Genomic DNA, 14,153 nt, shown 5'->3' with positions numbered 1-14,153 from the left:
AGGCGCGCCGTCCGGTCTCGTTTGTGTAACCAAAAGTGCCGGGGAGGCCCGAACCGAGTCCCGTTGTGGGCCGTCCTCGCAGGCCAGAAGCCCCCTGGTCAGGGTGATTCCGTGACGCGGTCCCGTTGTCCGCTCCACGGACCCTGGGCGGACACGGCACGAAAGAAATCACATATCCGGACAACTCACACCTGTTCGCGGGGGCTTCCCTCGGATAACGTAAAGTTCGTGCTCTCGAACACCAAAGTCGAGGTACGACGCAGTCCTCGTCGCCGCCGCACCGTGTCGGCCTACAGGGACGGGGATACCACGGTCGTCCTCGTGCCCGCGACGTTCTCCCGCGCCGAGGAAAGGCGCTGGGTGGATCAGATGCTGCGAAAGCTCCAGGCCCGCGAGGAGCGCAGACACCCCGGAGACCGCGAACTCCACGAACGCGCGGTGGAACTCGCCGAACGCTACCTGGACGGCACGCACCTGCCCGACAGCGTCCGCTGGGTCGACAACCAGAACTCCCGCTGGGGCTCCTGCACGCCGGACACCCGCACCATCCGGATCTCCCGCCGTGTCGCCGGGATGCCCTCCTGGGTGGTGGACTACGTCCTGGTCCACGAACTCGCCCACCTGCGCATCCCGCACCACGGCCGGGACTTCTGGGAACTGGTCCGGCGCTTTCCCAAGGCCGACCGGGCGCGCGGCTACCTGGAGGGGTTCAGCGCGGGCACCCGCTCCGAGTGCGGCCACGGGGACCCCGCCGAGGCTCTCGAACACGACGAGGTCGCCTTCGAGGAGTAGAGCTACTCGGTCACGGTTCCTCCTGGGTGCCAGGGCGAAGATCTCGTCTGTGAGTTGTACAGGATGTTGTACGTCTCGCCGGGCGGCCTGGTGGGAGGGGCCCGGTCGCTCACTCACCCGACGCGTCGAGCTCCCGCTCGGAGGCCCTCAGGTCGGTGGTGAGGCGCACCAGCACGACCGCGCTGACCACGAGCAGCACACCGAACACCGCCGCGTAGTAGGCGCTGGTCCCGCCCCACTCACCGGAGACCGCCGACCGGCCCAGGACCGCCACCAGCAGCACACCCATGAAACCGCAGACCGCCTGGCACAACCGCAGGGAGCGCCGCCTCTGCTCCACCCGGGCGCGGGCGGCCTCGCGCGGACCGGCCACTCCCGAGCGCTCGTCGGCCAGCAGCCGCTCGGCGGCGGCGCGGACCCGTCGGGCCAGCAGGACCAGGACCAGCCCGCCCACCATGCCGACCACGGTGATCAGACCCATGACGCGGGCCCCGGTACGTCTGGACGTGGGTGCATGGCCTGTTCCGTTCCGTCGTCTCGCAGCGGTCGCCGCCCCAGTCTGGCACTCCACGCGAGGGGGCCCGGCCGGAGTCCCCCGACCGGGCCCCTCGACGCGCGTCAGCGGGCGGTGGCGTTCCCCTGGTGCTCGCGGACCGCACGCACGGCGGCCCCCACCAGCGACCGCACCGAGTCGTCGGTGGGTTCGGGCAGCGACCCCGCCGGGAACCAGTCCAGCCCGGCCGACTCGTCCGGGTCGCGCACCAGCACGGCGTCGGCCGGGGCCAGCGCCGCGTACTGCACGTCCAGGTGGAAGCTCCCCCCGCCGCACGGCACCGCGTGCCGGTCCAGCCGCACCGGGTCGGGCAGCAGGGTCAGACCCCTGATCCCCGACTCCTCGGCGGCCTCCCTCAGGGCGGCGCCGCCCAGCGTGGTGTCCTCCGGCTCACAGTGCCCGCCGGTCTGCAACCACATCCGGTGGACCCGGTGCAGCACCAGCGCCACCCGGGAACCGTCGGCGGACACGATCGCCGAACTCGCGGTCAGGTGCCCGGGCAGGCACGAACGCCACATGGCGTCGGCGTGCGCGTCCAGATGGTCGACGTAGGAACGGCGCAGCTCCTCCTGCCCGGCGTCGGGCGCGGTCCATGCGCCCAGGACCGCCCGGGCGTTCGCGTGCAGGACCACCTACTTGCCGTCCTCGTCCTGGTCGTCGCCGGGCCTGGGCCGCTCCGAGCCGTCCGGGTCGGTCAGCGACGAGATGTCGAAGTCAGTCCCCTCGAACTCGCTCCGCCCGTTAACGAAGGCGTCCGGGTTGTCCAGGTCGGCGCCGGTGGGCATCAGGTCCGGGTGCTGCCACACGGCGTCCCGCCCCTCCACGCCCCGGGCCTCCTCCAGCGCCGCCCACAGGGCACCGGCCTCGCGAAGGCGGCGGGGCCGCAGTTCGAGGCCGACCAGCGCCGCGAAGGTGTGCTCGGCGGGGCCACCGGTGGCGCGTCGGCGCCGGGTGGTCTCGGCCAGGGCCCCGGCCTGCGGCAGCCGCTCGGACACGGCCGACGACACCACGGTCGCCACCCAGCCCTCGATCAGCGCGAGGGTGGTCTCCAGTCGCGCCAGCGCCGCCTTCTGCTGCGGGGTGTCCTCCGGTTGGAGCAGGCCCTCGCCGCCCAGGCCGCCGGACATGGCCTCCTGGAGCGCCTCCGGGTTGGACAGGTCGATGCCGCCGAGCCGGTCCTCCAGACCGCTGACGTCGAACGACATCCCGGCCGCGTACTCCTCGACGAGCCGGGACACGTGGGAACGCAGCCACGGCACGTGCGCGTACAGCCGGTGCACGGCCGCCTCACGTGCGGCGAGGTAGAGCCGCACCTCGTCGTCGGGGATCTCCAGGCCCTCACTGAAGCGGGCCACCCCCGAGGGCAGCAGGGCGGCATTGCCCTCACCCGCGAGCGGAAGACCGATGTCGGTGGTTCCGATCACTTCCTGGGCCAGCTCGCCGACGGCCTGACCGGCCTGCTGGCCGACCATCATGCCGCCCATCTGCTGGATCATGCCCAGCAGCGGACCGGCCATGGAAGCCATCTCCTCAGGGAGGTTCTGGCCCATGGCCTGGACCGTCTTGGCGGTCAGCGGGTCGCACAGCTGCGCCCACGAGTCCATGGTCTTCTCGATCCACTCCGACCGGCTCCAGGCCTGGGCGGTCTGGACCCCCGAGGGCAGGTCGGTAGCCTGGTCGAGCCACAGGTCGGCGAGGCGAAGGGCCTCCTCGATCCGTGCGTAGTCGGCGGGCGGCACACTCGGGTCGCCCTTCTCGGACACCGTGTGCCGCGCGATGTTCTTGGCCATCTCCCAGTTGATGCCGGACGTCGGGGACGTCCGACCGGCCTCCGGCGCACCGGGGGCGGGTTGGGACGACATCATGTCCGCGAACTGGCGAAGCATGTTGGCCATCTGTTGCGGGTCGCCGAACGGGAAGCCGTCCGGCATTCCGGAGTTCCCCCCGCCCGGGCCGCCGCTGCCGGCACCCGAGCCGGAGTCGCCTGAACGGCGTCCGGACTCGTCATCGGGATCGTTCGGCATGCTGAAACCGAAAGGCAGGTCGCTCACAATCAGACCTCAGGCAGGATTAGGTTTGGTCTCCACTGTCACGTTAGCTGGGAGTCGCCCGGAGTGAATACCGAAAGCAGCCAGGTTCGCCCACAGCACAGCCCCCCGGATCGGGCGGGCATGGTGGTGGCGGTCACCGGTGCCGCCTCCGGAACGGGCCGACTCCTCGTGCAACGCCTGGCCACGCCAGAAGGTTCCGTCCGCGCGCGCGAGGTCGTGGCGATCGACGACGAGTTCGCCGACCTGCGGGGGGTGACGTGGCGTATCGCCGACGTCCGCGACCCCGGCCTGGTCTCCCGCCTGCACGGGATCGACGTACTCGTGCACACCGCCGACGACCGCTCCCTGGAGACGCGCCCCTCGGAACGCCGGGCGCACAACATCCGCGCCGCCCAGACCGTCCTGACCGCCGCCGCCGCGGCCGGGGTGCCGCGCGTCCTGCTCGTCACCAGCACCATGGTCTACGGCGCCGCCCCCGACAACCCGGTCCCGCTGCCGGAGAACTCCACCCGCGTCTCGGACAACAGCGAGGGGCTCATGGGCGACTTCGCCGAGGTGGAGGAACTGGCCGAACGCGCCCGCAGGGCCCACCCGGGCCTGAGCGTCACCGTGGTCCGCCCGGCCCCGCTCGTGGGACCCGAACTCGACACCCTGCTCAGCCGCCACTTCTCCGCGCCCCGGCTCCTCACGGTGAAGGGCCACGAACAGCACTGGCAGTTCTGCCACGAGGACGACCTGGCCTCCGCCCTCGCCCACTGCGCCCTGCGCGAGGTGACGGGCACCGACGGCGTGGTCGCCGTGGCCAGCGAGGGATCGCTCACCCAGGGGGAGGTCGAGGAGATCGCCGGGATGAAGCACTTCGAGGTCCCCGCCAACCTCGCCTTCGGCGCCGTGCGGCGCCTGCACCAGGCCCGGATCACTCCGGCCGCCGCCGGGGAGATCAAGTTCCTCGTCTACCCCTGCGTGGTGGACTGCGCGGCCCTGCGCGACTCCGGATGGAAGCCCGCGCACGACAACGTGTCGGCGCTCGCCATCCTGCTGGAGTCCAAGAGCGGCAAGCACGCCATCGCCGGTCGCAGCCTCGGCCGCAAGGAGGTCACCATCACCGCGGCGGGCGCCGCCGGAGCGGCCGCCGCGGCCATCGGCACCGCCGCCGCCATCCGCCATCTGCGCAAGCGCGGGAAGTCCTGATCCGGGCGCTTGATACGGTTCCCCACGTGGAACAGATCACTCTCGCGGCCGTACGCGACACGCCCCTGTCCGTCGACGAGGTCCTCACCGCCGTGGCCGACCCCCGCGCGGGCGGCACCGCCGTCTTCATCGGCACCGTGCGCGACCACGACCACGGACGCGACGTCGCCGCCCTCTCCTACTCGGCCCACCCGAGCGTGGAGGCCCAGCTGCGGGCCGTCATGGAGAAGGTCCTCGGCGACACCACCGCCCCGGGGCGCCCCGTCGTACGCATGGCCGCCGCACACCGCGTCGGCGACCTGGAGATCGGCGATCTCGCCGTGGTCGTCGCCGCCTCCGCCGCCCACCGTGAAGAGGCCTTCGCCGCCTGCCGCAGGCTGATCGACGACCTCAAGGCCCAGGTGCCCATCTGGAAGAACCAGTCGTTCGAGGACGGCGCCACGGAGTGGGTCGGCTCGCCCTGACCGAATCCCCGCCGGTCGGCCGGGGGCCCTAAGGTGTCAGCATGGTTCGTCGTGTCATGACCCTTGTCGCCGCCCTCGTCCTGCTTGCCGGGCTCGGGTACGGCAGTCTCCACCTGCCCATGCCCTACCTCGTCGCGGCCCCGGGGGTCACGGTCGACACCCTGGCACAGCAGGAGGACGGCCAGCCCGTCATCGGTATCGAGGGGGCCGACGACTACGAGCACGACGGGTCGCTGTCGATGGTGACCGTCCAGTACGCGGGCGGCCCCGACCACAGGCTCAACCTCTTCACCCTCGTGACCGCGTGGCTCTCGCCGAGCCAGGCGGTCCTGCCCGAGGAACTGCTGTTCCCGGCCGGGCGCTCCCAGGAGGAGGTCACCGAACGGCAGACCCTCCAGATGAACGACTCGCAGACCGACGCCACCGCCGCCGCCCTCAACCAGCTCAACATCGACTACGAGGCGATCCCGCTGGTCGCCGACACCGTCCCGGACATGCCCGCGGACGGGGTCGTGGAACCGGGCGACCGCATCATCCGGGTGGACGACGAGAAGGTACCCACCCACACCACGGGAGCCGACACCGAGGAGCTCGTCGGCAGCTCCTTCGTGGTCGAGCGGGTCGGTGAGCGTGCCCCCGGCGACACGGTCGCGCTCGTCCTCGACCGCGACGGCGACGAGGTGGAGGTCGAGATGGACACCGTGGAGGGCGACCAGGGCAACGCCGCCGTGGGCGTGCTCATCGCCGACGACATGGACTTCCCCGTCGACGTCTCCATCTCCGTGGGCGAGATCGGCGGCCCCAGCGCCGGAATGATGTTCGCCCTCGGGATCATCGACCGGCTCAGCGAGGACAGCATCACCGGCGGCGCCAGGATCGCGGGTTCGGGCACCATCACCTCCGACGGCCAGGTCGGCGGCATCAGCGGTATCCCGCAGAAGATGGTCAGCGCGAAGCGCGACGGCGCGGAGTACTTCTTCGTGGCCGCCGAAAGCTGCTCCCAGGTCGCCCAGTCCGCCGCCTACGGCCAGCTGGAGGTCGTACGGATCGAGACCCTCACCGACGCCATGGACGCCCTGGAGGTCATCCGGGAGGGCGAGGGGGACCTGCCGCGGTGTGAGTAGGAGTGTTGTGTGTTTCTTTGCACCTCCGCTTCGCTTCGGTGCGTGTTCGGTGCCTTTGCAGAGGGATTCGGGTTGAGGCAGGCACAGCATCCTCGTCTGCGCCTGACGCTCGTTCCTCGCTGGCGGCTTGACTCGTCTTGCAGAACCCTCTCCGGCGCTCGAACGGGCACCCCCTTGTGGTGACGGGACTCAGGCGGGTCACACGGCTGTTGCCGGGGTCGCAAGGCGGGTCACATGGCTGGGGTCGAGGAGTTCTCGCACCCTGTTGAGGGACTGGGCATGAGAGGACCCCCGGACCGTGTGGTCCGGGGGTCTGTGCGTTCGGGGTCAGCCCTGCTTCGGGGGGAGCTCCTCGTCCAGGTCGAGGGTGAGGGCGAGCGCGGAGGTCAGCGCCGGGATCAGGTCCGGGCCGTTGAGCACCTCGGACTCGCTGTCGTGGCTGCGCATCCGCATCGCGCAGTGGCGCGAACCGTCGCGCAGCACACCCGCGACCATGCGGATCTCCTCGGTCTCCTTGCCGGAGGCGGAGGGGTCCTCCCCGGCGGCCAGGGTCTCGTCCGAACCCTTCACCACCAGGCGCTCCATGACCAGCGCGCACCCGGCCACGCCCTCGGGCCACAGGATGCGTCCCAGCGCCTGCTCCAACGGCACGTCCGGAGACAGCGCCTCCTGCTCGACCGGGGTCAGCTCGTCGGGGTCGGCCGGAGAGCCGATCCCCAGCAGGCTCGCCAGAGCGGGCTCCGCCGCCAGCAGCTCCGAGGTGGGGACCAGGGCGTACAGCCCCAACGGGCGGTCCCACCCCTGCTCGGCGGCGTGGCGTTCCAGGTCCATGACTGCTTCGCGAATGTTCGACACGTTTCCATGGTCGCCGATGTGGGAACCTCGCCGGGCCCGTTCGGCGGCAGTAGGGTCGCAAGGTGCCTTCCGGTTGCGACTCCGATACACCAACGATGCAGCCTTGTCACCGGGTGGAGGGTGATTTCGGGAACCCGACGGCCACCGATTAAGTTTTCAGTAATGAAGGCGCCACACGCGCACCCAACGCACCTACCAAGCCAGAACGAGGGGGAGGCGTGAGCTTCCGATCGCCCGGCGCACCACCTGCGCGTATGCCTCGCCGATCAAGGTTGCTCGCGCCAGTCGCGGCGACCGTGGTCGTCATCATCGCGGTGTTGATGTTCGCCGCGAACTTCTGGACCGACTACAAGTGGTTCAACTCCATCGGTTACACGTCGGTCTTCCTGACCGAACTGTGGACCCGGGTCCTGCTCTTCGCCGTAGCGGCGCTCGTGATGGCGATCATCGTCGGCGCGAGCATCTTCTTCGCCTACCGGGCCAGGCCCCGCAACAGACCGATGAGTCTGGAGCAGCAGGGCCTGGACCGCTACCGGCAGTCCATCGACCCGCACCGCAAGCTCTTCTTCTGGATCGCGGTCGGCGCCCTGGCGCTCCTCGCGGGCGCGGCCGCCAGCGGCGACTGGCGCTCCTACCTCCAGTTCGTCAACGGTGTCGACTTCGGGGTGAACGACCCCGAGTTCGGCATGGACATCGCGTTCTTCGCGTTCACCTACCCGTTCCTGCGCATCCTGCTCGGCTACCTCTACGCCGCGGTGATCCTGGCGTTCATCGCCGCCGTGATCGTGCACTACCTGTACGGCGGGGTCCGCCTCCAGAACGACTCCGGGCAGCGCGCCACCCCCGCCGCCCGCGTGCACCTGTCGGTCCTGCTGGGCCTGTTCGTACTGCTGCGCGCGGGCTCCTACTGGCTCGACCGCTACGGGCTGGTCTTCTCCGACCGCGGCTACACCTTCGGCGCCTCGTACACGGACGTGAACGCGGTCAAGACCGCCCTGACCATCCTCACGGTCATCTCGGTGATCTGCGCGGTCCTGTTCTTCGCCAACATCGTCTTCAAGAACACGATGATCCCGGTGGCCTCCCTCGGGCTGCTGGTGCTGTCCGGCGTGGTCGTCGGCGTGGCCTACCCCGAGATCGTCCAGCGCTTCCAGGTCAGCCCGAACGAGCAGCGCCTGGAGAGCCCCTACATCGAGCGCAACATCGAGAGCACGCGCGAGGCGTACGGGATCGCGGACGCCGAGGTGGAGACCTACGACGCCACCACCGAGCTGACCCCGCAGGAGCTGGCGGCCGAGGCCGACACCATTCCCAGCGTCCGCCTGGCCGACCCGGCCGTGGTCTCGCAGACCTTCCAGCAGATGCAGCAGGTCCGAGGCTTCTACCAGTTCCCGGACGTGCTGGAGGTGGACCGCTACCCGGACTCCGACGGCAACCTGATCGACACGATCGTCGCCGTGCGCGAGCTGGACGGCCCGCCCGCCGACCAGAACAACTGGCTCAACCGCCACCTGATCTACACCCACGGCTTCGGCATGGTCGCCGCCGCGGGCAACCTGATCGACGACGAGGGCCGCCCGGTCTTCACCGAGTACAACATCCCGCCGCGCGGCGAGCTGAGCGACGTCGTCGGCGAGTACGAGCCGCGGATCTACTACGGCCGCGAGGGCGCGGACTACGTCATCGTCCAGGCCGAGGAGGAGTACGACCACCCCCTCGACCCGGCCGCGGAGGAGCCGGACGTCCCCACCCTGGAGGACGCGGTCGAGGCCAGCCCGAGCCCGGACGAGGCCCGCGCCCCCAGCGACGGCGCGGAGGAGTCCCCGGCTGCCGAGGACACCGAGGGTGCTGAGGGCGCCGAAGCCACCGAGGAGGGGGACGAGGACACCCCGGCCGGTGGTTCGCAGGCCTACAACCGCTACGACGGCGACGGCGGCGTGCCGCTGAACAACTTCTTCGACCGCATCCTGTACGCGATCAAGTACCAGGAAACGAGCATCCTGCTCAACAGCGCGATCACCAGCGACTCGAGGATTCTCTACGAGCGCGACCCGCTGGACCGCGTCGAGAAGGTCGCCCCCTTCCTCACCGTCGACAGCCGCCCCTACCCGGCGGTCGTCGAGGGCAAGGTGGTCTGGATCGTCGACGCGTACACCACGTCGGACGGCTACCCGTACGCCAAGCGGATCGACTTCACCCAGGCGGTGTCCGACACCTTCACCGACGGTTCGGTGCAGCAGGTCGGCGCCCTGCCCGGCAACGAGGTCAACTACATCCGCAACTCGGTGAAGGCCACCGTCGACGCCTACGACGGCACCGTCACCCTGTACGGCTGGGACGACGAGGACCCCGTCCTCAAGACCTGGGAGGGCGCCTTCCCCGGCACCGTGGTGAGCAAGGACGAGATGAGCGACGAGCTCGTCCAGCACCTGCGCTACCCGGACGACCTGTTCAAGGTGCAGCGCGAGATCATGCGCGAGTACCACGTGACGGACGCCTCGTCCTACTACGGTGGTCAGGACTTCTGGGAGGTCCCCAACGACCCGACCCGGGAGGGCGAGACCTCCGAGCCGCCGTACCGCCAGACCATCAACTACCCCGGTTCGGACGAGCCCAGCTTCTCGCTGACCACCACGTTCGTGCCGAACAACCGTGAGAACCTGGCCGCGTTCATGGCGGTGGACAGCAACCCGGAGTCCGACGACTACGGCAGGCTGAAGCTGCTGGAGCTGCCCAGGAGCACGGTGATCTTCGGTCCCGGCCAGGTGCAGAACGCGTTCGACTCGGACGCCGACGTGCGTGAGGTGCTGCTCCCGCTGGAGCAGTCGAACGCCGAGGTGACCCGGGGCAACCTGCTGACCCTGCCCTTCGCGGGCGGTCTGCTGTACGTGGAGCCCCTCTACGTGCAGGCCGGCGGCGGCGGAGCGGCGTCCTTCCCGCTGCTCCAGCAGGTCATGGTCGGCTTCGGTGAGGAGGTCGCGATCGGCAGCAACCTCCAGGACGCCCTGAACAACCTGTTCGAGGGCGAGGGCGGCGAGAGCCCGCTGCCCGAGCCGGACGCCGAGGAGGGTTCCGAGGAGGAGACCTCCGAGGCGGGCTCCGGGGACAGCGAGCCGAGCGACCTCACCGAGGCCCTCAACGAGGCCGTCGAGGCCTGGGAGGAGGCCCAGGAGGCGAACGAGGAGGCCAACGAGCGCCTGCGTGAGGCTCTGGAGGCCGTCGAGGAGGCCGCGGGCAACTAGCCGGCGACCCCACCGGGAAGGCCCTCGGGCCGACGCGTGCCACGGGGCGGGACCCGCCGGGTCCCGCCCCGTCCGCGTGCCCGGGCCGGGCGGGGAGGGACGGACGGGGCCCCGCGCGGGCCGATTTGGCTTTGGCGCCGGGGCGCGCTAATCTGAAGACACAACGACGCGGGGTGGAGCAGTTCGGTAGCTCGCTGGGCTCATAACCCAGAGGTCGCAGGTTCAAATCCTGTCCCCGCTACCAGGGCCGGACCCGGGAGAAATCCCGGGTCCGGCGCTTTTCCGGCTCCTTCGGCCCGTTCGGGGGAAACGAATGCGTATTTCGGCGGTGAATTCACGGTCGAGTGCGCGCACGGTGGAAATGCCGGTGCGGACCGCGAGGAACGCCTGGTAGAGTAGACCACGTCCGGTTCGGGAAACCGATCAGGGCGGACACGGGGTGGATCTCCGATCGGTTGAGTGTCACGAAAAGCCGATTTGCCACCCGGGGCGAAAGGCCCTAAAGTAGAGATCACAACGACGCGGGGTGGAGCAGTTCGGTAGCTCGCTGGGCTCATAACCCAGAGGTCGCAGGTTCAAATCCTGTCCCCGCTACCAAGGAAAAGCGCCGGGTGGAGAAATCCACCCGGCGCTTCTTCGTGTACGCGCGTGATCCCGCGACGTCCCCGAGGGGCGGGACCGCGGACGGCCCCGGTGCCGACTGGGGAAGAGACGGCACCGGGGCCCGGTTCAGCGGGTGCGGCCCTCCACCAGCTCCACCACGCGGTCGGCCCGCTCGGCCACCTTCGGGTCGTGCGTCACCACGACCACCGCCGCGTCACGCACACGGGCCTGGTCGATCAGCTGGTCCATGATCATGGTGCTGCTCGCGGCGTCCAGGGCGCCCGTGGGCTCGTCGGCGAGGATCAGCGCGGGTTCACGGCTCAGCGCCCGCGCCAGGGCCACACGCTGCTGCTCACCGCCGGAGAGCTGGTGCGGCTGCGAGTGCAGGCGGTGCCCCAGCCCCACCGACTCCAACAGCTCCTTGGCGCGGCTGCGGCGCCTCAACACCGGCACTCCGCCGAGCACCATCGGCACCCCCACGTTGGCCAGGGCCGTGCGCCGCTCCAACAGGTGGAACTGCTGGAACACGAAACCGATCCCGGACCCGCGCAGCCGCGACCTGCGCCCCTCGCGCAGGGGCGTGGTCTCCACCCCGTCGAACACGTACGAGCCCGAACTCGGCCGGTCGAGCAGACCCAGCACGTTCAACAGGGTGGACTTGCCCGAACCGGACTGACCCACGATGGCCACGACCTCGCCCCGGGCGACGTCGAAGGCGCAGTCGTGCAGCACGTCGATGCGGGACCCCGACACCATGAAGTGCCGGGTCAGGTCGCGGACCCGGAGCAGCGGGGCACCGGGGCGGCGCGGGGCCGTCACCGAGGGGTACGGAGCGTCGGCGGTCATCTAGCCCCCCATCCCGTAGAACTCGTCGTCGAACTCCTCCTCGTCCCCGGCGCCGGGAACGTCGAAGCGGGGGTCCAGCGGCACCGGGTCCAGGATGGAGTCGCCCACCTCAAGGCCCTCGGTGACCTCCACCAACTGGCCGTCGGACAGGCCGAGGGTGACGGAGCGGGGCTCCTCGGAACCGTCCTCGGCCACCACCAACACCTCGCCCTCCTCGGAGGTGCCGCGCACGGCCGTCACCGGAATGACCACGACGTCCTCGGCCTCACCGGTGCTCACCGAGAGTTTGCCCTGGACACCGTCGAACACCTGGAGGGAGGAGGGGACACGGCAGGAGAGCTCGGCTCCGCCACCGCCTCCGCCCTCCTCGGAGCCGTCCGAGAACTCGTCCTCCGGGCTCTCGGCGATCGGCGGTCCGCCGTCGCCCGCGCCCAGGGAGATGAACGAGCACTCCGCGGCGGGCGGCCCCTTGTCGATCTGGAGCATGATGTCCTCGGGGTCCTCGTACAGCCGGTACAGGTCGTTGGCGGGAACCGTGGCCACCGCGCGGAACTGGTCCGGGGCGACGGTCGCCACGGTGGCACCGGGCTCCAGGACGTCGCCGACCTGTACGTCTCCCATGCCCTTGAGCGTGCCGCCGGCGGGCGCGTACAGGGAGACCTCGCTGAACGCGGGAGCGGCCCCCTCGCCGTCCTCTTCCGTGCCGGCGGCCGTCTCGGCGGGCACCTTCACGTTGATGACCGGTGCGCCGTTCTCCACCGAGTCGCCGTTGTTCACCCACAGGTGGGTGACGGTGCCGCCCTTGGGAGCCTTGAGCGCCTTGCCGGGCTCGGCGCGCACGGTCGCGTCGAGTACGAGCACGGAGGTGACCGTGCCCAGTTCGACCTCGACGGGCGCGCCGCCGACGTCCAGGGCGGACTCTCCGAAGAACTCGTCCTCACCGCCGGAGCCGAAGCTGTTCAGCAGGAAGTAACCGGAACCGACCAGACCGAGCACCAGGGTGACGGCCGCTCCGATGATGATCCACTTCTTCACTTGTGTCTCCTATTCCCGCAGCCCGGCGACGACGGACGCGCGCAGCGCCCGGATCGCGGGGATGATCCCGGCCAACAGCCCGACGAAAGCAGCGCTGCCCAGTCCGACCAGGGCGGCGGAGGGCGGAACGGTCATGCTGATGTCGGGCGGCAGCCACATGAGGTTGCCGATGACGGCCGCGGCCACGGCGACCAGCAGCCAGGACAGGGCGAGGGCGATGAGACCGGCGACGATCGAGACCACCACCGCCTCCATCACGACGGCGACGAACAGTGTGAACCGGCTCGCTCCGAGCGCCCGGTAGGTCGCCAGTTCCCGGCGCCGCTCCCGGACGGTGACCAGACCGACGTTGAGGACGCCGAGCAGGCCCGTGGTGAGGGTGACCACCGCGATGCCGAGCAGGCCCATGGAGAGGTAGCCGATGAGCTCGTCGGTCATCTCCGAGTTGTCGGAGCGGTAGGCCATGATGCTGTCGCGGCTCTCGATGCCCCAGCGCCTGCTCGCGGAGGCGAGGCGATCGGTGAACTCCTCGCCGAAGTCCTCCTCGGCCGCGGCCGAGTCACCGGGGTCGATCCGTGCGACGTAGCTGACCTGTGCGGCGGTCCGGTCGGCCGGGTCCCAGTCGGGGCCGAAGAGCATCGGTCCCGAGACGGGGGCGTTCAGCAGATAGGCGCTGTACCAACCGCGCTCGTACACCGAGCTCTGGGTGACGCCGACGACCCGCACGTCCGTCCACTGGTCCGACCCGATCTGGACGTCGGAGAAGTCGCCCAGCTCGTTGGCGAGGGCCTCGTTGACCACCAGGACCGGAGCGCGCGAGTCCAGGTCGGCCTCGGTGAACCAGCGGCCCCGGACCAGGTTGATGCGGCGGATGTCACCGAGGGCGACGTCCACGCCGACCAGGTCGATATCCCGGAACACCTGGTCGCCCTGGCGCAGGGGCGGCGCGTTGTCGGTGCGCTGGTGGACCGAGACCTCCAGGGCACCGGCCCGCCCCAGGTCCTCCTCGAACGCGTCGAGGTCGGAGACGGCGTCGAAGACGGTGACGTCCATGGTCGCCGCGCGGCCGGCGTTGGCCTCGCTGAAGGCGGTGGCGTAGCGCTGGCCGAGTTCGCCCGCGGTGACCACCATGATCAGGGCGCCGACTCCGACGACGATGCCCGCGCAGGACAGGATGGTCCGGGCCACGTTGGCCCGGGAACCGGCGAAGGCCAGCACGATCCCGGCTTGGAGGGAACGCAGCATGGAGCCCCTTCCCGTGTGTGTAGGTCCCGGCGCGGCGTCGGGCGGCGCCGGGCGTCCCCGCGTTGGGCGGGGTGTCAACAGGCCCATCGCCATCACGGAGGGTTTTGGTTCATGCGGGAGAAGAATATTCTCTCGACCGTTCCCGGACACAC

Annotated in this window: 12 protein-coding genes and 2 tRNA genes; 7 read left to right on the top strand and 7 right to left on the bottom strand. The window is 70.3% G+C overall.

Features of this window, described 5'->3' with window-relative positions:
• Window positions 1-228: 228 nt before the first annotated feature.
• Window positions 229-792, top strand: a complete 564-nt coding sequence (locus ABZ635_RS02240) for a M48 family metallopeptidase (RefSeq protein WP_357757563.1) — start codon at window positions 229-231, stop codon at window positions 790-792.
• Between the two features lie 109 nt (window positions 793-901).
• On the opposite strand, the gene ABZ635_RS02235 is transcribed toward ABZ635_RS02240, so the two are convergent.
• From ABZ635_RS02235 to ABZ635_RS02225, 3 genes are all read right to left on the bottom strand, one after another.
• Window positions 902-1,273 carry a hypothetical protein gene (locus ABZ635_RS02235; protein WP_357757560.1) on the bottom strand — a complete coding sequence of 124 codons (372 nt, stop codon included), beginning with the start codon at window positions 1,271-1,273 and terminating at the stop codon, window positions 902-904.
• A 137-nt stretch (window positions 1,274-1,410) separates the two neighbouring features.
• Window positions 1,411-1,977 carry an NUDIX hydrolase gene (locus tag ABZ635_RS02230; protein ID WP_357757557.1) on the bottom strand — a complete coding sequence of 189 codons (567 nt, stop codon included), beginning with the start codon at window positions 1,975-1,977 and terminating at the stop codon, window positions 1,411-1,413.
• Window positions 1,978-3,396: a zinc-dependent metalloprotease gene (locus tag ABZ635_RS02225; RefSeq protein WP_357757554.1), complete on the bottom strand. Its 1,419-nt coding sequence runs from the start codon at window positions 3,394-3,396 to the stop codon at window positions 1,978-1,980.
• A 123-nt stretch (window positions 3,397-3,519) separates the two neighbouring features.
• Here ABZ635_RS02225 and ABZ635_RS02220 point away from each other — a divergent pair, with 123 nt between their 5' ends.
• The 3 genes from ABZ635_RS02220 to ABZ635_RS02210 are packed head-to-tail and all read left to right on the top strand — an operon-like array spanning window position 3,520 to window position 6,175.
• Window positions 3,520-4,587: an NAD-dependent epimerase/dehydratase family protein gene (locus tag ABZ635_RS02220; RefSeq protein ID WP_357757892.1), complete on the top strand. Its 1,068-nt coding sequence runs from the start codon at window positions 3,520-3,522 to the stop codon at window positions 4,585-4,587.
• A 26-nt stretch (window positions 4,588-4,613) separates the two neighbouring features.
• Window positions 4,614-5,051: a molybdenum cofactor biosynthesis protein MoaE gene (locus ABZ635_RS02215; RefSeq protein ID WP_357757551.1), complete on the top strand. Its 438-nt coding sequence runs from the start codon at window positions 4,614-4,616 to the stop codon at window positions 5,049-5,051.
• A gap of 56 nt (window positions 5,052-5,107) precedes the next feature.
• Window positions 5,108-6,175 carry a S16 family serine protease gene (locus ABZ635_RS02210; RefSeq protein ID WP_357757889.1) on the top strand — a complete coding sequence of 356 codons (1,068 nt, stop codon included), beginning with the start codon at window positions 5,108-5,110 and terminating at the stop codon, window positions 6,173-6,175.
• A gap of 327 nt (window positions 6,176-6,502) precedes the next feature.
• Here ABZ635_RS02210 and ABZ635_RS02205 read toward each other — a convergent pair whose 3' ends face one another.
• On the bottom strand, window positions 6,503-7,030 hold the full coding sequence (locus tag ABZ635_RS02205) for a PPA1309 family protein (protein ID WP_357757548.1): 528 nt from the start codon (window positions 7,028-7,030) through the stop codon (window positions 6,503-6,505).
• 254 nt (window positions 7,031-7,284) lie between these two features.
• Between ABZ635_RS02205 and ABZ635_RS02200 the strand changes: the two genes are divergently transcribed.
• The 3 genes from ABZ635_RS02200 to ABZ635_RS02190 all read left to right on the top strand — a co-directional run bounded on the left by ABZ635_RS02200 (window position 7,285) and on the right by ABZ635_RS02190 (window position 10,869).
• A complete protein-coding gene (locus ABZ635_RS02200) occupies window positions 7,285-10,272 on the top strand; it encodes a UPF0182 family protein (RefSeq protein ID WP_357757544.1) in 2,988 nt (995 codons plus the stop codon).
• Between the two features lie 167 nt (window positions 10,273-10,439).
• A tRNA-Met gene (locus tag ABZ635_RS02195) sits at window positions 10,440-10,516 on the top strand.
• Between the two features lie 276 nt (window positions 10,517-10,792).
• A tRNA-Met gene (locus ABZ635_RS02190) sits at window positions 10,793-10,869 on the top strand.
• Between the two features lie 132 nt (window positions 10,870-11,001).
• On the opposite strand, the gene ABZ635_RS02185 is transcribed toward ABZ635_RS02190, so the two are convergent.
• The 3 genes from ABZ635_RS02185 to ABZ635_RS02175 are packed head-to-tail and all read right to left on the bottom strand — an operon-like array spanning window position 11,002 to window position 14,001.
• The gene (locus tag ABZ635_RS02185) at window positions 11,002-11,721 is read right to left on the bottom strand and encodes an ABC transporter ATP-binding protein (protein WP_357757541.1); all 720 of its coding nucleotides are present in this window, start codon (window positions 11,719-11,721) and stop codon (window positions 11,002-11,004) included.
• A complete protein-coding gene (locus tag ABZ635_RS02180; protein WP_357757538.1) occupies window positions 11,722-12,756 on the bottom strand; it encodes an efflux RND transporter periplasmic adaptor subunit in 1,035 nt (344 codons plus the stop codon).
• A gap of 9 nt (window positions 12,757-12,765) precedes the next feature.
• Entirely contained in the window at window positions 12,766-14,001 is a 1,236-nt protein-coding gene (locus ABZ635_RS02175) for an ABC transporter permease (RefSeq protein ID WP_357757535.1), read from the bottom strand.
• Between the last annotated feature and the right edge of the window lie 152 nt (window positions 14,002-14,153).

The sequence above is a fragment of the Nocardiopsis sp. NPDC007018 genome (assembly GCF_040635075.1).
Classification (GTDB): Bacteria; Actinomycetota; Actinomycetes; order Streptosporangiales; family Streptosporangiaceae; genus Nocardiopsis.
The sequence above is the reverse complement of the archived record's forward strand: the minus strand, read 5'-3'. Positions and strand labels throughout refer to the sequence as shown.